Origin of the sequence: uncultured Campylobacter sp., assembly GCF_938045535.1 — a bacterium.
GTDB lineage: Bacteria > Campylobacterota > Campylobacteria > Campylobacterales > Campylobacteraceae > Campylobacter_B.
The window spans coordinates 1-21,695 of the sequence record NZ_CALIMQ010000311.1; the positions used below are offsets into that span (position 1 = coordinate 1).

The following is a 21,695-nucleotide window of genomic DNA, read 5'->3' on the forward strand; positions in this document are numbered from 1 at the left end:
GCGAATTTTATCATTTTTTACGCCGCTTATTTCAGAGATATCGTTTTTTAGGTCGTTTATGGCATCAAAAATGACTTTGGCTTTACTAGCATAAATTTTTCCCGCGTGCGTAAGCGAAATGGGATTACTCGTGCGGTTAAAAAGCTGCGTTCCAAGCTCACGTTCCAGTGATAAAATGCTCTGCGATAGCGACGGCTGCGGGATTTTAAGTGCCTCGGCAGCCTTAGTAAAGCTGCGGAATTCTGCTACTTTTAATACTAGCTCCATGCGATGTAAATTCATTTAGCCTCTCCAATTGATAATTTAATTCTTATGAAATGATACACTAAATAATATTTGACTTATGTTAAAAATGAAACTAAAATTACGCTTTTAGTTTAGAACTTTAAACTTAAACTAAGAATTTCTCAAATGGAGAGGAAAATGAGTGAATCAAATTTCAACAGACGCGATTTTTTGAAATCGGCCTGTATCAGCGTCGGCGCGCTTAGCCTTAGCGGCTGCGTGGATACCGACAAAAGTAAAAGCGCAGACGGCGGCAACGAAGGCGGCCTTCCTAGTGTGGACGTACTTGTTATCGGCTCGGGAGGTGCGGGTCTGCGCGCAGCCGTAGCGGTAAGAAAGAGTAATCCAAATCTTAGCGTAGTCGTGGCTACGAAGATGATGCCTTCGCGCAACGCGACCTGTATGGCGGAAGGCGGTATCAACGGCGTTACGAGCTTCGCAAATGGCGATTCGTATAAACTCCACGCCTACGACACCGTAAAGGGCGGCGCATATCTCGTAGATCAGGACGCCGCGATTAAATTTTGCGAGCTTGCGGGCCCTACGATTGCCGAGATGGATTACATCGGCACGCTGTTTTCCAGAAATGCTAGCGGCGGCGTGGACGGTAAAGAAAGCGGCGTCCCGGGCGGCGTAGCGCAGCGCTTCATGGGCGGCGCGTCTAAAAAGCGATGCAACTACTCCGCCGATAAGACGGGTCATATCTTGATGCACGCCTGTTTTGACGATGCGGTCAGCAACGGCGTGAAATTTCTAATCGATCACGAGCTGCTTGAGATCAGCGCGCCTGAGGGCAAATGCGAGGGCGTCGTGCTTCGAAATATCCAAACCGGCGATTTTTATCCTGTGCTTTGCAAAGCCTTGGTAATCGCTACGGGCGGATATACGAGGATGTTTTACAACCGCACATCGGTGCCTTATATCGCTACCGGCGACGGTATCGCGGCTGCACTGCGCGTGGGTCTTGGATTTAGCGATCCGGAGATGGTGCAGTTTCATCCGACCGGTATCAAAAGCGGCGGCGCGCTCATTACGGAAGCTGCGCGTGGCGAGGGCGGATATCTGCTCAATAACAAAGGCGAGCGCTTTATGAAAAACTACCACGAAAAGATGGAGCTTGCGCCGCGCGATGTCGTAGCTCGCGCGATCGAAACCGAGATCCGCGAGGGTAGGGGCTACGGCGAGGGGCTAGGCGCATACGTGCTACTTGACGTAAGACATCTCGGAAAAGATAAAATTTTAAAAGCCCTTCCTAAGATCAGACACACCGCCATTTTGTTTGAGGGTATCGATCTAATCGAACAGCCGATTCCGATTCGTCCGACCGCACACTACTCGATGGGCGGCATTGAAGTGTCTAAATTTGACGATATGAGCACTAAAATTTCGGGGCTTTACACCGCGGGCGAAGCGTCTTGCATTTCGATCCACGGCGCAAACCGCTTAGGCGGAAATTCTCTGACCGACGCCGTCGTAACGGGCAAACTCGCAGGACTAGGCGCAGCGAATTATGCCGCGAAGCAGGAGGGATTCGGCTCGGGTAAAAGAGCGAGCGAGCTCGCGCAAAAATGGCAGGCTAAATTTAAGCAGATCGCAAACGGCTCGGGCAAGGCAAACGAGATGTATGAGTTGCGCGAAGAGCTAGGCGCGCAGCTTTGGGACAATATGGGTATCTTTAGAACCGGCGAGAAGCTCGATCTGCTTTCGCAAAATTTAGAGGGTATCAAAGCGCGCTACGACGAGCTGCACGTCGCGGATACAAATCCGGTTATGAATACCGCATTTACCGACTACGTCGAGCTTGGAAATTTGATCCTGCTTGCGCGCTGTGCGTGTTTGGCTGCGCAAAAGAGGCTGGAAAGCCGCGGCGCGCATACCAGAGAGGACTATCCGAAGCGCGACGATAAAAATTTCTTAAAGCACAGTATCGTGACGATGAACGACGCAGGCGAGCTAAGTTTGGGCTACAAAGAGGTCGTCGTTACGGAATTCTCTCTTGACGGAAGGAAACCTCAATGAAATTTATCATAGATCGCTTCGATGGAAGCAAAAATTATAAGCAAGCCTACGAGCTTAGTTTGGAGCAGATCAAAGGAAAGACCCTGCTTGGAGTTTTGCAATTTATTAAGCAAAATTTAGACATCACTTTAAATTTTACCGCAGCGTGCCGTATGGCGATATGCGGAGCTTGTGCCGTAAGGGTAAACGGACACTCATATCTTGCCTGCGATACCAAGATGGAGGCTCTGCTTGCAGAGTATGAAAACCCTGATAGCTTTACGATCTCCCCTTTAAATAATTTTCGAGTGATCTCGGATCTAGTAGTGGATTGGGAACCTAGTATCGAAAATTTAAGAAAGATCAAGCCTACTATTACGCCTAAGAAAGAATTTAGCGCCGATAAGGGCTGTAAGCAAAGCCCGGAGCAGATGGAGCGCGTCAAAAAGCAGTGGGATTGTATCCTTTGCGGATGTTGCGCTAGCGAATGCAATAAGCTTGGAGCCGATGCGAGCGATTATATGCAACCCTTTGTTTTTACGCATGCTAACCGTGCCGCATTTGATTCAAGAAGCAGGAACGCTATGCCTCATCTAAAGCCTGCAGTGCTAAACGGATTATGGCTATGCGTGCACTGCCAAGAGTGCGCCGATCGCTGCCCTAAAGGCATAAGCGCTCAAAGCGACATCACCGCACTTCGCGCCTTAGCGATGAAAAAAGGCTTAACCGCAGGAAGCGGCCCTGGTCACGCGGAGGCATTCCTGCTAGACATCGTAGAGGGAAGCGGAAGATTAAACGAGATCAAGCTTGCTCTAAGAAGCGAGGGGGTATTTGCAAATATGGGCAAGATGGACGTAGCGGCAAATTTAATGATGGCAGGCAAGATGAATCCTCTTCATGCTTTCGGCGAAGAGGAGATCGAGGGTCATGCGCAGCTCGTTAAGATGATAGAGGCCGCACGCAAAGCTCAAGCTAGCGGCGAGATAGAATAAGGAGGAGAGGATGAATAACGAATTTGCATTTTTCCCGGGTTGCGTTTTAAGTCAAGCCGCAAAGGAATCTAAAATTTCACTTGAAGCGATCGCTCCGGTACTGGGTATTAAACTTCACGAGATAAAGGGCTGGAGCTGCTGCGGGGCTAGTCAAGCTCAATGCGTCGATCCCATGGCAAGCTTGGTAGCCAATGCTAGAAACATCGCGCTAGCCGAGGGTATGAATATGCCTCTGCTAACTACCTGCTCCACCTGTATGCTAACTCTAACTAAGGCTAAACTTACTCTAGATAAGGGTGCTAAAAGCTATATCAATACCTTTTTAAAAGAGGGCGGTATGCAGTATCAGGGAAGTACCGAGATAACGAGCCTGCTTTGGGTGCTATATCAAAGCTTAGATACATTAAAAGCTAAAGTCGTTAGACCGCTAACAAATTTAAAAGTAGCGCTATTTTACGGCTGCCACTCATTAAGACCGGAGCGCGAGCTTAAGAAAGAAAGCTCTACCAATCCGAAAAGCTTTGAAGCGGTAGTTAGCGCACTTGGCGCTCAGATCGTGCCTTTTGAAAAACGCCTTGATTGCTGCGGCTTTCACGCTAGCTATCCTGCGGTAAAGTCGGTTCAAAAGATGTCAAGCGAGATCGTAAATGACGCTGCCGAGCATGGAGCGGACGTCGTAGTTACTCCTTGTCCGCTATGCCAGATGCAGCTAGATATCTATCAGAAGCGATACCAAGAAGCGATGAACTCCAAGGCAAGAAAGCCGATCATCCACTTATCTCAGCTGGTAGGCCTTGCTCTTGGGCTAAGCAACGAACAGCTTGGACTAAACATCAATATCCAAGATGCAACGAGATTGGTAAGCTGATCTTTGGGAAATTTTCTAAAATTTAACGGATGATTTTGCAAAAATACTTTGCTGCGGCGCACAAACAGTGCACCTGCTAGTATTCACAAAATCATCCAACCTACGCCTGCTTTATCCTAAAATACTTTTCGCAGCTATAAAATTCTTGGATAAATTCTACTGCTTCGTAAAATTTAATGCTTCATAAAAATTTAATGCTTTCTCCGCTGTAATTTAACGTTTCGCCCGCTGCGCTAAATTTTAATCTGCCTTTTATTTTTAAATTTAAAACCTACTAGACGATGAATAAATATAAAATTTTAATTAAATCTAACGAAATTTAAGGTGCATGAATTTTAAATTTTGATAGAATGCCATTTAAAAATATCCTAAATTTCAGGAGGACATTATGGTTGATTTGGCTCAAATTTCGGCTAGACTTGATGCCGTTGAGCGTTTGCCGCGAATAAAAGCGGATGAGAGCATACAAGAAAGGCTTAAGAGCAAAGGTTTTTCGCGTCGCGATTTTATGAAATGGAGCGGAGCGATGACTGCGATGCTTGGTCTTCCGGCCGCATTTGCACCGAGCGTGGCGCGAGCTGCGGAGCTTGCGGATCGCCTGCCGGTGATCTGGCTTCATATGGCGGAGTGCACGGGCTGTAGCGAGAGCTTGCTACGCACAGAGACGCCTAGCATTGATAGCCTAATATTCGACTACATCAGCCTCGAATACCACGAGACGATCATGGCTGCTGCAGGCTGGCAAGCCGAGGAAAATTTAGAGGGCGCGATCGAAAAATACAAGGGGCGATATATCTTAATGGTCGAGGGCGGAATCCCAAGCGGCGAGAATGAATTTTTCCTAACCGTGGGTCCTGAGGGCAAGAGCGGAGCTCAGCACTGCAAACACGCGGCCGAAGGCGCTGCGGCAATATTTGCGATCGGCACCTGTTCGAGCTTCGGCGGTATCCAAGCCGCAGCTCCGAATCCGACCGGCGCGGTAGGTTTGGACAAGATCATAAACAAGCCAGTCATCAACGTCCCGGGCTGTCCGCCTAGCGAAAAAAATATCGTCGGCAACGTGCTAAATTTCATCCTTTTCGGCACGCTTCCAAGCCTTGACGTTTATAACCGACCTAAATGGGCTTACGGGCTGCGCATCCACGATCTATGCGAGCGCCGCGGGCATTTCGACGCGGGCGAGTTTGTAGAAAGCTTCGGCGATGCAGGCGCAAAGGACGGATATTGCCTTTATAAAGTAGGCTGCAAGGGCCCTTATACGTTTAATAACTGCTCGCGCGAGCGCTTCAACTCCCACACTAGCTGGCCGGTGCAGGCGGGTCACGGCTGTATAGGTTGCTCGGAGCCTGATTTTTGGGATCATATGGGACCTTTTGAGGAACCTTTGGCAGATCGCCTTTACGAAAGCGTTTTCGGCGGGCTCGGCGCTGATGCTACCGCAGATAAGATAGGTATCGGAATTTTAGCGATCACGGGTGTTGCGGTAGCGGCACACGCGGCGATTGCGTCATTTAAGAAAGATAAAGGGGAATAATCATGTCGCAAAGAATCGTAATAGATCCGATAACCAGAATAGAGGGACATTTAAGAATAGAGGTCGTAGTGGATGATGAAAACGTCGTCCGCGAGGCCTATAGCAGCTCCACTTTATGGCGTGGGCTTGAGACCATAGTAAAAAATAGAGATCCGCGCGACGCGGGATTTTTTATGCAAAGAATTTGCGGCGTCTGCACCTTCTCGCATTACAAAGCAGGCATCGTCGCTGTAGAAAACGCCCTCGGCATCACTCCGCCGCTAAATGCCTTGCTGACGCGCACGCTGATGGCTAACGCGCTATTTTTGCACGATCATCCGGTGCATTTTTATCAACTTCACGGGCTTGATTTCGTGGACGTCGTAAGCGCGCTTAGCGCCGATCCTAAAAAGGCGAGTGAGGAGGCGTTTAAATACTGCGATACCCCTTATGCGTGCGGTGCGGATAAACTAAAAGAGGTGCAAGATCGCGTGGGCGCTTTCGTTAAGAAAGGCGCTTTAGGACCTTTTGCCAACGCCTACTTCGGCCACCCAACATATAAGCTTAGTCCGGAGCAAAATTTAATCGCTCTTTCGCACTATCTTGAGTGTTTGCGCATTCAACGCACGGCGGCTCAGATGATGGCGATATTCGGTGCGAAACAGCCTCATCCGCAAAGTCTTACCGTAGGCGGCGTCACCTGCGTAATGGATATCCTAAGTCCTGCGAGACTGGGCGAATATATGTCTAAATTTAAAGAGGTCGCAGACTTTGTAAATCGCGCCTACTATCCTGATCTCGTAATGGCTGCCAAAGCTTACGGTAACGAGCCTAGCGTGCTAAACGATATCGGCGTGGCAAATTTATGGACTCATCAAGAATTTCAGCTTTCAAAGAACGAATGGCTATTTCAAAGCGGCATGATTATGAACGGCGATATTAGCAAGGTTTTGGAGCTCGATGAAAACAAGATCACCGAGGAGGCAACGCATGCGTGGTATAAAAACGATGCGGCGCTTCATCCTTACGACGGCGAGCAAGAGCCGAATTATACGGGCCTTAAGGATGGACAGAGTATCGACGCGCACGGTAAAGAAGCGCATACGAAGGTACTTGATACCCAGGGCAAATACACCTGGATCAAGGCTCCGCGCTACGACGGCAAGCCGCTTCAGGTAGGACCTCTTGCAAATATCGTGGTAAATTACGCTAAGAAAAACGAGCGCGTAGTAAAGGTCGTGGATCAATTCCTAAAAGACGCCGGCTTGCCGCTTGAAGCGGTATTTTCGACGCTTGGACGAACGGCGTGCCGTATGATCGAAGCCAAAGTCATAGTCGACAACGGACTGATCGCACTAGAAAATTTGATCGCAAACATCAAAAGCGGCGATACGCAGACCTGCGCAAAATATGTAATCGATAATTCCAAAGAGTACAAAGGTCGCTATATCGGTCATGTGCCGCGCGGCGCACTTAGCCACTGGTGCAGGATCGAAAAGGGCGTCATCAAAAACTGGCAGGCGGTCGTGCCGTCTACCTGGAACGCCACGCCAAAGGATAAAGACGGCGCTATGGGTGCTTACGAATCCTGCTTGATCGGACTTAAACTTGCCGATCTTTCCAAGCCGCTAGAGATCATCCGCCGCATCCACTCTTTCGATCCTTGCATCGCTTGCGCCGTGCACGTAATGGACGCTAAAGGAGCGGAGCTTGGCTGCTATAGGGTAGATCCCAGCAAAGGATAAACGATGAAAAAAAGATTTGCGGAATACGAGTTCTCCATCGGTCTTAGGCTCACGCACTGGCTGCGCGCGCTTTGCATTACGATTTTGGTGATCACCGGATATTACATCGCCTTTGTTTTTACCGCGCCCGAGGTAAGTCCCGAGCCGGTGCTTTTCATGCAGGCTAAATTTAGATTCGTGCATCTGATCTTCGGCTTTGCGATGATCGGTGCGGCGATCTTTAAAACTTATCTTTTCTTCTTCGATAAAAAGAGTAGAAAAGAGCTTTTAAGCATCAAGGATTTTTTTAGCCCGCGTGTCTGGATCGCTCAGATCAAATACTATATCTTTTTGGGCGAGCACCCGCATCTTCGCGGCGTTTATAACCCTTTACAGTTCATCTCCTATCTGGGCTTTTATCTAGTGCTGTTCGTAATCTGCCTAACCGGAATGATTCTATACGTTCACGTCTATCACGAAGGGCTCGGCGGCGCGCTATATGGTCTCTTGCGCCCGCTGGAAGCTGCGATGGGCGGTCTAAGCGAAGTGCGAATGATACATCATCTTTGCATGAATATCATCATAATCTTCGTGCCGATCCACGTCTATATGGCGGTCTTTAACGCCGTCAAGGGCAGGGACGGCGCGATGGATGCGATCGTAAGCGGCTATAAATTTAAAAAAGAAGAGCACGCTTGAGGGTGCTGGTACTGGGTATCGGCAACGTCATCTACGCGGACGAGGGCATAGGTGTGCACTTCGTCCGCGCGCTCGCGCAGAACTATAAATTTTATCCTAAAGCTAGCGCGCGAAATTCTATGGCGGGCGAAAATTTTGCGGCGCAGAATTTTATGCAAAATTCTGTCCAAGTATCTGCGATACAAAATTCTAGCTTGCAAAATTCCATAGAATGCGACTTCTCGCAAAATTCTGCGGATACAAATTCTAACTCTGAGCAAAATTTCGCAGCAGTAAATTTAGACCGAAATTCTACTTCAGAACATTCCGCAAAGCAGAATTTCGCTTCAAATTTTACTTCGCAGAATTCCCTTATAAATTCCGCAGCGCAAAGCTCTATCGATTCGGACTTTGTCGCCGTAAATTCAGCCGCGCCGAGCAGTAGCGCGGATCAGATTCGCTTTATCGACGGCGGGACGCTAGCTAGCTTTTTGATGCCTACGATGGCGGAATTTGATGAAATTTTGCTTGTAGATTGCATAGACGCGGACGGCGCAAAGGGCGGCGAGGTGTATTTTTTCGACTACGACGCGATGCCTAAGCAGATCAGCTGGAGCGGTTCGGCACACGAGGTCGAAATGCTCCAAACCCTGCAGATGATGGATCTTTGCGGCGATCTGCCTCACGTTAAAATTCTAGCGGTCGTGCCGCAGCGCATCGAGGAAGCGAGCTTTAAGCTAAGCTCCGTGATATTAGAGTCCTCAAAAATCATGGAAAAAACGGCGCTTAAGTACCTATCGGATCTTGGCTTCGCGCATGAAAAAATCGCCGATCTTAGCGCCCAAGATATCGCGGATCGATTTGCAAAAAGGGGGCGAGATGATAGTAGCATATGAGTTTAATTACCTTAATGAAAACGCGCTGATAGCGCACTTCTTGCTGTTTTATGCTCGCAAAAGCGCACTTGAGTTTTGCCTGAAAAAAGAGGCGAGCTTAATAAGTCTTTTCGTGCGCGGCAGTAAGGATGAAATTTTAAAATTTAGCGACGAGGCGATGCCGCTGATTCCAAACTCCATATTTTTGGCAAAATCCTCCGTGCGCGTGGTGGACGAGGGCGGCGCCGAAGCGAAAACGCTGAAATTTAACGGCATGTTTGAAGGTGCCTCCTTGGGCGATTTAAGCAAATTTTTAGAGGATGAAATTTCAAACGCAGCCAGTCAGGCTAAATTTAATAATTTTACCCCGCGAGTGATGAAGGAATACCTCGCTCACGCCGAGCCGTCTCAAAACGAATTCGGAGTAATAAGCGGCGCTAGCGTGCTTCATGAGGGAAAATTTGAAGCGGTAAACAGGGAGAATTTTGCTCGCTTACTGGAGTTTTGCCGCATAAACTTATTTCATGCTCAGCAGGTGCAGATTAAGCGCGGCGGCGCAACTTTCACATTCAAGGCGGACGTGGATTTTAGCGCCGACTTTCTGATAGCTGCAGGAGTGGGCGCGCTGGATGGGATTTTTGTGAGCGATGAAAAGAGCAAAATCGCGCTCGCAGCCTTCGAAAAGCCGCTCATAAGCCTAAAAACCAATGTGATCTTTAGAAAAAACCACGAGGACACGCCTAAATTTTTTGACGTAAAGCTTGCGGGCGACATATTCGTGTTTGCGCTGGTGCGCGCTTTGGCAAGCGACGAGATCTATTTTTTAAGCGCAAAATGTGAAAATGCGGCGCAAAAAGATAAAATTTTTAAAGTCGCGCCGCTGCAAAACGGCTTTTTGATCGTGCAAAACGAGGACTTTCTAAGCGACGCCGCAAGCGCTTATCTGAAAAACTCAAAGGACAAAAACTCCGCTCTTTTTGCGCTTACGTGCCGCGAAAAGGGGCTTTTAAATGATCCCAAAAAACGGGTCTTGCGCTGCTTTTTGGGAGTGGGCACGGATGATGAGATCACAATTTATGGCGAAAGCTCTAAAAAAATTCTGCTTAAATTTGATCTGCCGCGCAGTTTTGACGAACTCAAAGCTCAAATTTGCGCAGATGAGACGGGCGCGAAGTTGTTTGAAAATTTTAGCGCCAAATTTAACATAGACGCCGCGAAAATCGATGAAATTTTAAAAAGCGCGAATGCGGGATTTTACGGTATCTTTAGCGTCGCCGCGCAGCTTATCTGGGGGCGCGATGCGGCATTTTTAACGGCGGCTGCGGAGGATTTTGCGGGCGGCAAAGGGGTACGGCTCGATTTTTGCACGGACGAGCGCGGCTGCGTGCAAGCGGATAAAATTTTGCGCTCGGCGATGAGCTATGCACTCGCAGGCGCCAATGAAAAGCTGTTTGCGTTCGGATTTTTCGATAGTTTGGGCTATTTTTTAAGCGATCTGGCGGATGAGCGCAAAGAGGATTTTGACGTTTTGATCTTCGGCGGCGCGATGTTTGGCGGGCGCAAATTCGCAGATTTAATGCTTAAGCTTTGCAAAAATTTTGACGCGAGCTTTAGCGACAGCTTCGCGCTTCAAGCTCGCTAGATCGGGCATATATGCGTATTTTTGACAAAGCCTTGAAGCCTTATTCGCAAAACGGCGAGTTGCGCGGGCATTGCGGTGCCGATAGCCGCGCCATACGGGCTAAGCTTAGCGCTATAATTTGCGCAAAATTCCAAAAAATCGGCAGACGTGGCGAGCTTGTAGTATCAAATTTTATTAAATTTAGAGCATATTTTGCAGCGCCCGGTACGTTTTATCCGCCCGCTGCGAGCGCAACTTGCTTGCAAAACAGCTCCTGCGGCGCGCAATTTATGAAAGCACGTGCATGAAAGCGGCTAAATTTGAGGTTTTCGGAGCGGTGCAGGGGGTCGGATTTCGCCCGTTCGTTTACAAACTCGCCGTGGATTTGGGGCTGAAAGGCGAGGTTTATAACGACGGCGAGGGCGTTAAAATCATCGTTTGTGCAGACCTTTCCGAGCCGCAAAAAGGCTCGATTGATAAAAATTACGCCCCTTTAAATTTAAGTGAGCCAAATTCTAACGAAATTCAAGCGCAGAAAGTATCGTCATCGGCTGCTCGGTCTTTAAATTTTGCCGAGTCGGATTCTAACGAGGCCGCGAACTCATCACTAAATTTTGCAAGTTCAAATTTAAATGAGAACTCCTTTTCGCCGCAGAGCGCGCCGAGCTTGCCAAATGATTTGACCGGCTTGTCGCGCGATTTATCGAATGATTTAGCAAGCCTGCCTGATTTAGATTTGACGAGCAATTTGCAAGCCGCGGCGAGCGAGAAATTTTTACCAAACCTATTCAAGACCGATCTAAACGAGCAGGGCTCCATTTTGCCCGCTTCGTCGGATCAAAATTTCATCGTGCAAAATTCGTCGCAGCAGCGCGGTATGTCGCAGAATGAATCGTCGCAAGGCTTGCAAAATATTAAGCGCGACTTGCAAGATGCGAAGTGGGATTTGGACGGCTTTAAACACGATTCGCAAAGTACCGAGCAAGATCTGCGCGAAAAAGAAATTTTAAAAATTTTCGAGCAGCGCCTTTACAGCGAGACGCCGCCGCTTTGTCGTATCGATAAAATTATCCGCACCGATCTAAGTACGCAAGATTTTATGCAGAATTTTACTGATTTTAAGATCACGCAATCCAAGGAGGGACGTAAATTTAATCCGATTTTGCCCGATTTTGCGATCTGCGATCAGTGCAAAAAAGAGTTTTACGATCCGCAAAATCCGCGCTTTCATTACCCATTTATCAACTGCACGGATTGCGGCCCGCGCCTTAGCATCATCGCCGCGCTGCCGTACGACCGCGCAAACACCACGATGAGGGAGTTTGAGATGTGCGAGTTCTGCCGCGGCGAATACACGGACCCGCTCACGCCGCTATCACGCCGAGCCGATCTCCTGCCCGCACTGCGGCCCGCAGCTGTTTTTATGCGGCGCGGACGGCGAAATTTTATCAAGTGGCGAGGAGGCGATAGCGCGCACGGCGGATCTTTTGCGGCGCGGAGAGATCGGTGCGATCAAGGGGATGGGCGGCTTTCACATCGTCTGTGATGCGACGAACGAGCGCGCGGTACGCATGCTACGAACGCTCAAAAAGCGCCCGAGCAAGCCCTTTGCGATCATGTGTCGCGACGCAGCGCAGGCATGGCGCGCAGCTAGCTTAAGCGCAGAGGAGGAGGCACTGATAGATTGCAATGTCAAGCCGATCGTGATTTTAAAAAAGCGCGAGTTTGTTTGGCGCGCGCAGACGGGCTTTGCGGCGGATTTCGGCACGCAAAATTTAAAGGCGCAAAGCGAAAATTCTATATTGCTGAAATTTACTAGCGAGCAAGAGAATTCGGCGCAAGGGCAGGGCTCTGCGCTACAAAATTTACGCAATTTCGCAGCGCAAATTTTTAGCAAAATGGCGCGCCGTAATTTTGCCTGTGTTGCGTCGGTTGCGGGAGACTCGCGGAGCGCAGCAAACGAGCTAGGACGCGCATCGAATGGGTCTGGTTCGCAGTACGCGGCTAAAAATTTGAACTCGCCGCAAGCAGAAGGCGAGCCAAAGCTGCGACATACAGCTAATGAGTTAAATTTACAGTCCGCAGCGGATAGCCAAGACTTGCGATGCGCGGCGAAGAAGTCTGATTCTTGGTTTGCGACGGACGAGTCTATTTCGCAAAATTCGGCGAATATGCAGAGCTTGCGACATGCTGAGGATGGGGTAGACTTACAGCGTGCGACGTGCGAGCCGAGTCCGCAACAGACGATAAATTCGGAAGGCTCATGCTCTGCGCAGGCGTGTGTAGCGGACGCGCACGGCGCATATTCCGATAAGATGGGCGATTTCGTGAGTTTACCTGCGAGCTTTTCGGCGATTTTTAGGGCAGGCATGATTTTTATCGCTCCAAGCGTGGCGCCGGACCTTAATAAAATCGGCATTTTCCTAGCCAACACCGGCGTACATCTGCTGCTTTTTGAATACTTTGATCGCCCGATCGTCGCCACAAGCGCCAACATTAGCGGCGAGCCCATTATTTTTAACGCCGAGGAGCTGCGCGCGAAGCTGGGCGGCGTCATCTCGTTTTACCTGGATAACGACCGCGAAATTTTAACGCCGAGCGACGATAGTATCGCGTTTTTGCAGGAATTTAAAAAAGAAGCTGCAAGCGCGAATGTAAACGATCGCGCGCACGATATATACACGCTTGAGACCCGGGCTCACAGCGAGAATATGGCGCAAAATTTTGAAGCACCGCATGCTATGTCGCTTCCCTCGATCGATACGAAGTCCGATTTGAACGTGATTATAAAGCGGCAGCCGAATGAAAATACGTCAAACTCGAAAAGCGATGATCTGAAACGGGCAAATTCCAAGCAAGGCTCGAAGCGTGATCCGAGTGAAGGTCTGCAAAGCTCGCAAGTAGCCGTTTGCGAGCTAAAAAATTCGCAGAATTTATCCAAAAAAGCAAAAAACGAGCAAGAAAGCGCCGCACTAGGTAGCATCTGCGATGCGGCGGCAGCCGATGAAAGCGCCGATGCGGCGATAGATAGTTGTGACACGCTCTCGGATGACGGGCACAACGTCGTGGCATCAAACGATGAACGCGACGGTGCATCTTTAAATTTTAAAAACGGCGTGGCATTGATTGATATGAAGCGCCGCAGCCCCGAGAACGCGAAAAATTTTAAAAAAGCAAAAGGCGAGCAGGGCGCGGCAACATTGAGCGATAAATTTGGCGCCGCACCTTCAAATTTAAAAAGCGACGTAGCGGCGTCAAGCGAAGTCATGCATAATATCGCAGTCCCGGATAGCGAGCGCTTTGCGACTTCAAATAGCAAGCGAGGCGCGATCCCAGGCAGCCAGGACACAACATTAAATTTTAAAAACGGCGTCGCAGCGTTAAATTTCAAAAGCGCGAACGATCAAGCGAGCGGAATTTTAGATCGCGCGCTGTTTTTGCGAACATCTCGCGGAATGAGCCCAAAAATTTTCCCTAGCAAATTCCGTGCCAAAGGTACTTTTCTCGCGCTCGGAGCGGAGCTGAAAAATGAGTTTGCGATCTACAAAGACGGGCAAATTTTCATCTCACCCTACATCGGCGATCTTAAAAACGTCGCCACGAATGAGCGATTTTTCGCGCTTTTAGATATGTTCGTGCGCGCCTACGAGCTGAAGTTTGACGCCGTCATCGCGGATTTGCACCCGCAGTTTTCGCACACGCGTTTTTTCGAGCAGCGCGGATACCCCGTAGTTCGCTACCAGCACCATTTCGCGCACCTGGTGTCGAATCTGGCGCAAAACGATCTTCTTTTTAGCGGCAAAAAATACCTCGGCTTTTGCTTTGACGGCACCGGCTACGGCACGGACGGCACGATCTGGGGCGGCGAAGTGATGGTGTTTGACCCGCACGGCTATCGTCGCATCGCAAAATTTGACGAGATCGAGCTTATCGGCGGCGAGAATGCTATCAAAAACATCTACAAGCTTGCGCTCGCACTCGTGTTTAAATTTAATGCAAAGAATGCTGCACGCGAGTTTTTGGCAAAATTTAATGCAAGCGAAGTGGCAAATTTAGAAAAAATCGCGCCGCGTGCCATCCGCTCAAGCTCGCTAGGGCGGCTGTTCGATGCATTTGCGGCGGTCATTTGCGACCTACGAGCCGTAAGTTTCGACGGCGAGGCGGGCATGCGGCTAGAAAACCTATACATCCAGGGCTGCGAACAGAGTTACAGGTTCGCGCTAAAAAGAGCAAATGGGGTAGAGATTTTGAGCGATAAAAGCCATGTCGGCGGCGTAGCAAGCCCGAGCGAGAAATTTGTCGCCGCAAAAAATCCTATCCGCAGCGCAGAGCGTAATGACAGCAGCAGCGTCTGCGCGGGAAATTCTATCGACGGCGCGGTGGGCGTAGCAGAAAATTTTAGCGATTCTATAGATTGCAATAGTTGTCCGGCAAATTTTGCCAGCGGAGAAAGATTTGCAGCCGCGAATGTTTGCAGTGCGGCGGGCAAGACCGAAAATTCTACATCAAATTCCGAGGCCTACGATGCCGAGCAAAATTTTGCCTATGCTCCGAATTTAGCAAGCACTTGGGGTTTAAATTCCACGAACGAGATAAATTATAATTTATCAATGAGTACGGCAAATTCTGTGCCGAATTCCATATCAAATGCCGAAGCGAATTCTGCACTAAATTTCACGACAAATTCCACGGGCGGCGGAGTACCGTGGGGCCTTGAGGGCGAATGCTACGTGATCGATTATAAAGAGGCGTTTTTGCAGGCTTTGCGCGATGAGCCGCGCTTGGCTGCGACGAAATTTATAAACGGCCTGGCAAACTTCATCGCGGAGTTTGCGGAGAGCTTCGGGCTCGAGGTCGCACTAAGCGGCGGAGTCTTTCAAAACGCCACGCTTCTAAATCTTACGTGCGCAAAGCTGCGCGCGCGAGGGATAAAATTTCATCTAAATCGCGCCGTTCCTTGCAACGACAGCGGCATCGCATACGGGCAGCTCGCGGCGTATCTAAGCGAAATTTCGCGCTAAGCTCGTCCATAAAAAACGCAATTATAGCCGTTAAGCTCGCTCTTTGTAAAAATTTATTAGTCTCATCTCGCCGCTAAATTTGATGGCTCTGCGCCCTGCCTGCGCTTTGCGTAAATTCTAACGCTACGGGTGGTAAAATCCACCGCAGCTAGCTTTTCTAAATATGTCGCAGCCGAAACGTTAAAATTTTAAAATTTAACGACGCGCCGTTGCCTGCCATAGCGTCACGCGTGCTATTACGGCGATCGATACAAAATTCTACCGCAACGCGTGGCTAAATACTGCGCAAATCCCAAGCTAAGACGCTATTTAGCGCCTGACTCTTAAAATTTGGACGCAAGCTCGCGGTAGAATTTAAAATAACGTAGCACCGGTAAATTTCATCGCGCTAGTACTAAAATACAACGCGAAATCGCGAGCAAAATTTCAAAATACGCGCGGCGCCTCAAACTTTAAATTTTAAAGAATAAGCCAAATTAGCGCAAAATTCTTACTATTTGAGCGGAATTTCGGTAAAATTACATTCAAAATACGCGAAATGAGGGGAGCTATGAAAAAAGAGGAAAAAGAGAGCGCCGTAAGATTTAGCATTTCGCTGCCGACGAAGCTTTTTGAGGATCTCGATGAGATGGTGCGCGCCAAGCAATACCTAAGCCGCAGCGAGTTTATCCGCGATCTCATACGCGAAAAGATGGTCGAGGGCGTGCTTCACGGAGATGGCGAGGATGACTGCGTGGGCGTGCTTTGCATCGCTTACGATCATCACCAAAGCGATCTAATCGAGCAGCTCGTAGAGATCGAGCACCACGCAAACGTCACCATCGTCAGCACCAGCCACTTCCACATCGACGAGCGCCACTGTTTCGAGGAGATCACGATGCGGGATAAAATTTCAAAGATCGAGCGGCTCGGCGCCAAAATCGGCGCGCTAAAAGGGGTAAAATTTTCCAAGCTCGTAAACGCGGTAATCACCGAAGCGTAGGCTTTTGAGCATTTTTAAAAACAGCGCGTCGCGCTAAATTTTACGCGCTTTTAAATTTAAACGCAGCGGTTGCGCGACTTTTGCGAGTTGTGCAGCGCGATTCTTGATCGAGTAGCGAATTCGGGTAGGGCGGCTGCGCAAGGCGTGCAAATAAAATTTGTTTAAATTTACGCGGCAAACGAAAGCGCAAAATTTTATAAATTTTAATCAAAAAGCATTCTTGCCGCGAGTTGAAATTTACGCACTGGCGCGAGATCGGCGCAGCTCGCGACTAAATTTTATAGGCGCCGCTTTCGTGTCGCATTTGCAAAGCCGAGCTAGCGTAAAATCGATATGAAAACGGCCGCCGCGTTGATGTTCGCCGCGCCGTAGAACACGCGCGAGATTTAGAGCGCCGGATAAAATCAGCTCGCAAGCCCTGAATTTCGCGCCCCTATCTACAGCGATCTCTGGTTTGTTTTGAGCCATTGCGAGCTGCGAGGTCTAAATTTGCAGAGTGCGGCTCTGCAATCTGCGCTGCGAGCAGGCGATTAAATTTAAAGCAGCGCTTTACTTGCGAGTTGTGGCAAGCCTTCGCAAATAACGTATGAAATTTAGATAAAACCGAAGCGCATAAATTTCAAGCGCTGTTAAATTTCATAAAATTTCGCGTCTTGATATAAAATTTATCAAATTTACGCCATTTAAAGCAAAAACGTGGTATTTTACGCGCAAAATTTATTATCCAAGGAGAAAAAATGTGTAAAGATTGCGGCTGTTCCATCGGCCACACTCACGAAGCGGACGCCCATTCGCACGCAGATATGACACACGAGCATGTCCACACCCACGCGGACGGCACCGTCCACACCCACGCCCATATGCATGAGGCAGGGATCGATCACGAGCGCGACGCGCACGATCACATCCACGCAAATGTCGCTATCAGCGATGCCAAGACGATCGAAGTGATGAGTAAAATTTTAAGCGCCAACGACAAGGAGGCCACTCACAACAGAGCCCATCTGGATGAGGATAAAATTTTATGTCTAAATTTGATGAGCAGCCCCGGTAGCGGCAAGACGACGCTACTTGAGGCCACTATCAAAAGTGGCAAATTTAAAATCGGTGTCATCGAGGGCGATCTAGAGACTAACCGCGACGCCGATCGCATCATAAAAGCGGGCGCGCAGGCCCATCAGATCAGCACCGGCGAGACCTGCCATCTGGATGCCTTTATGGTTCACGAGGGGCTTCATCACATCGATACGAAAGGCTTGGATCTAGTTTTCATAGAAAACGTCGGAAACCTCGTCTGCCCTGCGGCATTTGACGTAGGCGCGCACCTGAACGTAGTGCTTCTAAGCGTGCCCGAGGGTAGCGATAAAATCGCAAAATACCCCGTGATATTTCGCCGCGCAGACTGTGTCGTAATCACCAAAACCGCGCTGCTACCGCATTTTGACTTCGATATGGATGAAGTGGTGCGCGAGGTGCACAAGCTCAATCCGAAAGCCGACGTCATCGCGCTTGATAGTAAAAGCGGCGAGGGCGTGGAAAAATGGCTGAAATTCCTACAATACAAGAAGGAATTTCGTTAATGTGCCTTTCAATCCCTTCAAAAATCATCTCAATCGACGAAAATAATTTCGCCACCGTGGAGACTCTGGGCGTTCGTCGCGGCGTTAGCTTGGATCTGCTCCCCGAGCCCGCGGTGGTCGGAGAGTATGTGCTGATCCACGTTGGCTTTGCGATGGAGAAGATCGATACGCAGCGAGCGAAGGAGAGTATCGAAATTTACGAGCAGATCGCAAAGCAGATGAGGGCGGAAGAGGGCTCTGTATATGAAAGCATGGAGCCGAGAGCCGGCGCAGAGAATTAAAACGGCTTGTAAACCCGTAAAATTTAAGGTAAATAATGGATCTAATCAAGGATTTTAGGGATAAGGAGCTGATTTTAGCGCTTAGCAAGCTGATAATTTCTAAAAGCAAAAAGCCGCTAAACATTATGGAGATTTGCGGCGGACACACGCACTCGATCATGAAATTCGGCCTTCCTAGCCTGGTCGGCAAAAATATCAAATTTATCCACGGTCCCGGCTGTCCGGTATGCGTGATGCCGCGCAGTCGCATCGACGAGGCGATCAAGCTCGCCGCGATGCCGCAGAGTATTTTTTGCACTCTAGCAGATATGCTTCGAGTTCCTGGCTCTCGCACCAGCTTGCAGAAGCTGCGCGGCGAGGGGCACGATATCAGAGCGCTTTACAGCCCGCTTGATTGCATAAAGATCGCGCAGGAAAATCCGCAAAAAACGGTGATATTTTTTGCGATCGGCTTTGAGACGACGACGCCGATGAGCGCCGTGCTGATCGATAAGGCGCTAAGCCTGGGGCTAAAAAATCTCTTTTTCCACATCAACCACGTCACGGTGCCCGCGCCCGTGCGAGCGATCTTAGACGATGCGGACGTGCAGATAGACGCGTTTTTAGGACCTAGCCACGTAAGCGTGATAACCGGCGCGAAGGTCTACGAGAGCATCGCGCGCGATTACAAAAAGCCGATCGCCGTAAGCGGATTTGAGCCGCTTGACATAATGGCGGGCGTGTTAAATTTGGTGGAGCAGCAAAACGCCGGCACCTACGAGGTTTTCAACGAATACGAGCGCGTCGTAAAAGAGGGCGGCAACCAAAAAGCGCAAGATTTGATAGATAAATATTTTGAAATTTGCGATTTTCCGTGGCGAGGGCTCGGCGAAATTCCAAAAAGCGGCATGAAGTTGCGCCCGCAGTACGCGGCGCTGGATGCCAGAGTGCAGTTTGATTGCAGCGTACAGAGCGCTCCCGAGAGCAAGGCCTGTATCTGCGGCGAAATTTTGCGCGGCAAAAAAAGTCCCTATGATTGCAAGGTTTTCGGCAAGCACTGCACGCCACAAAACCCGATAGGATCGTGCATGGTCTCAAGCGAAGGGGCGTGCGCGGCGTACTATAAATACGGCGACGTCAAAAATGCGGGCTAAATTTTGCGCGCAGTATCCGGCTAGCAGAGCGTAAATTTTAAAAACAAATCATGCTTTAAAATTTTAACCGAAGCAAAAAAACGTCGCGTTAAAGCTTTGCTTTAAAATTTTGCGCGGCGCCGTAGCGGCACGGCTCGTTCGACTGCGGAATACGGGCTTTAAATTTAAAACCGAATTTAAAACCAAATAAAAAGGAAAAATTTGAACGAAGCTATACTTTTAAGCCACGGCGGCGGCGGCGAGGAGATGAATAAGCTCATCAACGAGACGATCTTTGCGGCGTTTGATAATGAAATTTTGCGCGCGAACAACGACAGCGCGATACTAAATTTAGACGTCGGGGTGGATTTTGACCGCACGGCGCCGAGTTCTGCTTTGAATTCTGCGAGTTTCGGTGGCGAGCTAGCTTTCAGCACCGATAGTTTCGTCGTCACGCCGCTATTTTTTAACGGCGGCGACATCGGCAAGATCGCCGTTTGCGGCACCGTAAACGACCTTGCGATGGTGGGCGCGAAGCCGCTGTTTTTAAGCTGCGCGCTCATCATCGAGGAGGGGCTTAGCCTAAGCGAGCTGCGACGCATCCTGGACTCGATGGCGAGCACTGCGCGAAGCTGCGGCGTTCATATCGTTTGCGGCGATACAAAGGTCGTGCCGCGCGGCAAATGCGATAAAATTTTCATCAACACAAGCGGTATCGGCCGTGTTTTGCGACCTGCGCGCGTGCAAAACATCAAAGCGGGCGCAAAAATCCTGCTTAGCGGCGACATCGGGCGGCACGGGGCGGTGATACTCGCGGCGCGCGACGAAATCGCGCTAAGTAGCGAGCTGCAAAGCGACTGCAAACCGCTTTGCGCTGCGGTCGAAAAGCTGATCTTACAAGGCGTGAAAATCCAGGCGATGCGAGATGCGACGCGCGGCGGGCTCAGCGCGGTTTTGAACGAATTCGCAAGCTCTAGCGGGCTTGAATTTTTGGTGCGCGAAGAGGATATTAAAATCAGCGACGAAGTAGTGGGCGTGTGCGAACTGCTGGGCTTTGAGCCGTACGAGCTTGCAAACGAAGGCACGTTCGTAGCGATCGTAGAAGATGATGTTGAGGCGGATAGGGCGCTTGAGATACTGCGCGAATTTGACGCAAACGCCGCAATCATCGGCGAGGTGCGCGAAGTAGGGCACAGCAGAAGCGAATTTGAGGGTGCTTTGACACCAAAGCTTAGCGCGCAGGGCGAATTTACTGGCGTAAGCGATATGGACGCGGCGTCAGAAAATAGGGCGGGACAATTTCAAACTTCGCATGCGGCAAAAGGACGAGTGATTTTGCAAAACGCCTACGGCTCGCAGCGATTTTTAGAGCTTCCGAAAGGCGAGCTGTTGCCGAGGATTTGTTAAATTTGCGTGCAAATTTATGCCTAAATTTCAGGCGTATTTTTAAATTTACAACAAAATTTCGTATAGAATACGGTGCGGCCGTAAAATTTAGAGGTAAAAATGCATGAACTATCGATCGTAGCGGATCTTGTGGCGCTATGCGAAAAGGCGCTAAACGCCGAAATAGCAAAGAAAAAAGGCGCGGCCGAGCAGGGCGATAAAAATCGCTGTGATATTGCCGATACCGCTAGAAATACAGACTCTGCAAATACCGACATAATAGACACCAAGAATGCCGAAAATAGGGGCATTGCGAATATGGACTCGAACGACAAAAACGGCAATTTTGCTGAAAACTTGGATACAAATCCACAGGCGCCTTACGATACATTTAGTTCTAAAAGTCCGCAGATAAGGGAACTGCACGTAAAAATAGGGCGACTAAGCGGCGTGGAAGCGCATTATCTGCAAAACTGCTATGAAGTCTTTCGTGCAGGCACCGTATGCGAAAATGCGGATCTCATCATCCACACCCAAGAAATCGTCGTAAAATGCAAAAACTGCGGTTTTAGCGGAGATTTGACGCAGAACGACTTTTCTTGTCCGCGTTGCAACAGCTCTGAAATCAGCGTAATCGACGGCGAGGATATGTATCTAATGCGCCTGGTTATTGAATAAAAGAGGGCGTTTTCTAGGCGCAATAAACTTCCCATATTTCAAATTTTCAATATTACACGTATAAGCGAAATTTCATTTCCGCCTAATTCAGATATTTATCT

General features: G+C 49.3%; 15 protein-coding genes and 5 pseudogenes. 19 read left to right on the forward strand and 1 reads right to left on the reverse strand.

Going from position 1 to position 21,695, the window contains the following annotated elements; genetic code table 11:
• On the reverse strand, positions 1–267 hold a 267-nt coding region (locus tag Q0095_RS09530), incomplete at its 3' end, for a LysR family transcriptional regulator (protein ID WP_297883291.1).
• Between the two features lie 156 nt (positions 268–423).
• Between Q0095_RS09530 and sdhA the strand changes: the two genes are divergently transcribed.
• The 19 genes and pseudogenes from sdhA to Q0095_RS09625 all read left to right on the forward strand — a co-directional run bounded on the left by sdhA (position 424) and on the right by Q0095_RS09625 (position 21,594).
• A complete protein-coding gene (sdhA, locus tag Q0095_RS09535) occupies positions 424–2,304 on the forward strand; it encodes an 8-methylmenaquinol:fumarate reductase flavoprotein subunit (protein ID WP_297883292.1) in 1,881 nt (626 codons plus the stop codon).
• Positions 2,301–3,275 (forward strand): 8-methylmenaquinol:fumarate reductase iron-sulfur subunit, encoded by a 975-nt coding sequence (gene sdhB, locus Q0095_RS09540; protein WP_297883293.1) that lies wholly within the window; start codon positions 2,301–2,303, stop codon positions 3,273–3,275. Before sdhA ends, sdhB begins: the two co-directional genes overlap by 4 nt.
• 10 nt (positions 3,276–3,285) lie before the next feature.
• On the forward strand, positions 3,286–4,143 hold the full coding sequence (gene sdhE, locus Q0095_RS09545; protein WP_297883294.1) for an 8-methylmenaquinol:fumarate reductase membrane anchor subunit: 858 nt from the start codon (positions 3,286–3,288) through the stop codon (positions 4,141–4,143).
• Positions 4,144–4,531: 388 nt separating this feature from the next.
• Positions 4,532–5,677 carry a hydrogenase small subunit gene (locus tag Q0095_RS09550; RefSeq protein WP_297883295.1) on the forward strand — a complete coding sequence of 382 codons (1,146 nt, stop codon included), beginning with the start codon at positions 4,532–4,534 and terminating at the stop codon, positions 5,675–5,677.
• A gap of 2 nt (positions 5,678–5,679) precedes the next feature.
• The gene (locus Q0095_RS09555) at positions 5,680–7,401 is read left to right on the forward strand and encodes a nickel-dependent hydrogenase large subunit (protein ID WP_297883296.1); all 1,722 of its coding nucleotides are present in this window, start codon (positions 5,680–5,682) and stop codon (positions 7,399–7,401) included.
• Positions 7,402–7,404: 3 nt separating this feature from the next.
• Entirely contained in the window at positions 7,405–8,079 is a 675-nt protein-coding gene (gene cybH, locus Q0095_RS09560) for a Ni/Fe-hydrogenase, b-type cytochrome subunit (RefSeq protein WP_005870440.1), read from the forward strand.
• Positions 8,076–8,171, forward strand: a pseudogene (locus Q0095_RS09565) (hydrogenase expression/formation protein); the annotation flags it as partial. The gene cybH and the pseudogene Q0095_RS09565, both read left to right, overlap by 4 nt.
• A gap of 60 nt (positions 8,172–8,231) precedes the next feature.
• On the forward strand, positions 8,232–8,954 hold the full coding sequence (locus Q0095_RS09570; RefSeq protein ID WP_297883304.1) for a hydrogenase maturation protease: 723 nt from the start codon (positions 8,232–8,234) through the stop codon (positions 8,952–8,954).
• A complete protein-coding gene (locus tag Q0095_RS09575) occupies positions 8,938–10,575 on the forward strand; it encodes a hypothetical protein (RefSeq protein ID WP_297883297.1) in 1,638 nt (545 codons plus the stop codon). The genes Q0095_RS09570 and Q0095_RS09575 overlap by 17 nt, the downstream gene beginning before the upstream one ends.
• Positions 10,576–10,858: 283 nt before the next feature.
• Positions 10,859–11,821, forward strand: a pseudogene (locus Q0095_RS09580) (acylphosphatase); the annotation flags it as partial.
• Positions 11,822–11,876: 55 nt separating this feature from the next.
• Positions 11,877–12,215, forward strand: a pseudogene (locus tag Q0095_RS09585) (Sua5/YciO/YrdC/YwlC family protein); the annotation flags it as partial.
• Between the two features lie 42 nt (positions 12,216–12,257).
• A pseudogene (locus Q0095_RS10305) lies at positions 12,258–13,169 on the forward strand (Sua5/YciO/YrdC/YwlC family protein); the annotation flags it as partial.
• Between the two features lie 888 nt (positions 13,170–14,057).
• Positions 14,058–15,575, forward strand: a pseudogene (locus tag Q0095_RS09595) (hypothetical protein); the annotation flags it as partial.
• 550 nt (positions 15,576–16,125) lie between these two features.
• Complete coding sequence (nikR, locus tag Q0095_RS09600; RefSeq protein WP_297883298.1) at positions 16,126–16,557, forward strand: nickel-responsive transcriptional regulator NikR; 432 nt, start codon at positions 16,126–16,128, stop codon at positions 16,555–16,557.
• Between the two features lie 737 nt (positions 16,558–17,294).
• On the forward strand, positions 17,295–18,137 hold the full coding sequence (hypB, locus tag Q0095_RS09605) for a hydrogenase nickel incorporation protein HypB (protein WP_297883299.1): 843 nt from the start codon (positions 17,295–17,297) through the stop codon (positions 18,135–18,137).
• Positions 18,137–18,418, forward strand: coding sequence for a HypC/HybG/HupF family hydrogenase formation chaperone (locus Q0095_RS09610; RefSeq protein ID WP_297883300.1), 282 nt, complete (start codon positions 18,137–18,139; stop codon positions 18,416–18,418). Before hypB ends, Q0095_RS09610 begins: the two co-directional genes overlap by 1 nt.
• A 35-nt stretch (positions 18,419–18,453) precedes the next feature.
• Positions 18,454–19,551, forward strand: a complete 1,098-nt coding sequence (hypD, locus tag Q0095_RS09615) for a hydrogenase formation protein HypD (RefSeq protein ID WP_297883301.1) — start codon at positions 18,454–18,456, stop codon at positions 19,549–19,551.
• Between the two features lie 201 nt (positions 19,552–19,752).
• Positions 19,753–20,937, forward strand: a complete 1,185-nt coding sequence (gene hypE, locus Q0095_RS09620) for a hydrogenase expression/formation protein HypE (protein ID WP_297883302.1) — start codon at positions 19,753–19,755, stop codon at positions 20,935–20,937.
• Between the two features lie 99 nt (positions 20,938–21,036).
• The gene (locus Q0095_RS09625) at positions 21,037–21,594 is read left to right on the forward strand and encodes a hydrogenase maturation nickel metallochaperone HypA (RefSeq protein ID WP_297883303.1); all 558 of its coding nucleotides are present in this window, start codon (positions 21,037–21,039) and stop codon (positions 21,592–21,594) included.
• The last annotated feature ends 101 nt before the right edge of the window (positions 21,595–21,695 follow it).

Bases quoted from the DNA above. Each gene is read 5' to 3' on its own strand.
- sdhA (WP_297883292.1), top strand. From the start codon at position 424: ATGAGTGAATCAAATTTCAACAGACGCGATTTTTTGAAATCGGCCTGT.
- sdhB (WP_297883293.1), top strand. From the start codon at position 2,301: ATGAAATTTATCATAGATCGCTTCGATGGAAGCAAAAATTATAAGCAA.
- sdhE (WP_297883294.1), top strand. From the start codon at position 3,286: ATGAATAACGAATTTGCATTTTTCCCGGGTTGCGTTTTAAGTCAAGCC.
- Q0095_RS09550 (WP_297883295.1), top strand. From the start codon at position 4,532: ATGGTTGATTTGGCTCAAATTTCGGCTAGACTTGATGCCGTTGAGCGT.
- Q0095_RS09555 (WP_297883296.1), top strand. From the start codon at position 5,680: ATGTCGCAAAGAATCGTAATAGATCCGATAACCAGAATAGAGGGACAT.
- cybH (WP_005870440.1), top strand. From the start codon at position 7,405: ATGAAAAAAAGATTTGCGGAATACGAGTTCTCCATCGGTCTTAGGCTC.
- Q0095_RS09570 (WP_297883304.1), top strand. From the start codon at position 8,232: ATGCAAAATTCTGTCCAAGTATCTGCGATACAAAATTCTAGCTTGCAA.
- Q0095_RS09575 (WP_297883297.1), top strand. From the start codon at position 8,938: ATGATAGTAGCATATGAGTTTAATTACCTTAATGAAAACGCGCTGATA.
- nikR (WP_297883298.1), top strand. From the start codon at position 16,126: ATGAAAAAAGAGGAAAAAGAGAGCGCCGTAAGATTTAGCATTTCGCTG.
- hypB (WP_297883299.1), top strand. From the start codon at position 17,295: ATGTGTAAAGATTGCGGCTGTTCCATCGGCCACACTCACGAAGCGGAC.
- Q0095_RS09610 (WP_297883300.1), top strand. From the start codon at position 18,137: ATGTGCCTTTCAATCCCTTCAAAAATCATCTCAATCGACGAAAATAAT.
- hypD (WP_297883301.1), top strand. From the start codon at position 18,454: ATGGATCTAATCAAGGATTTTAGGGATAAGGAGCTGATTTTAGCGCTT.
- Q0095_RS09625 (WP_297883303.1), top strand. From the start codon at position 21,037: ATGCATGAACTATCGATCGTAGCGGATCTTGTGGCGCTATGCGAAAAG.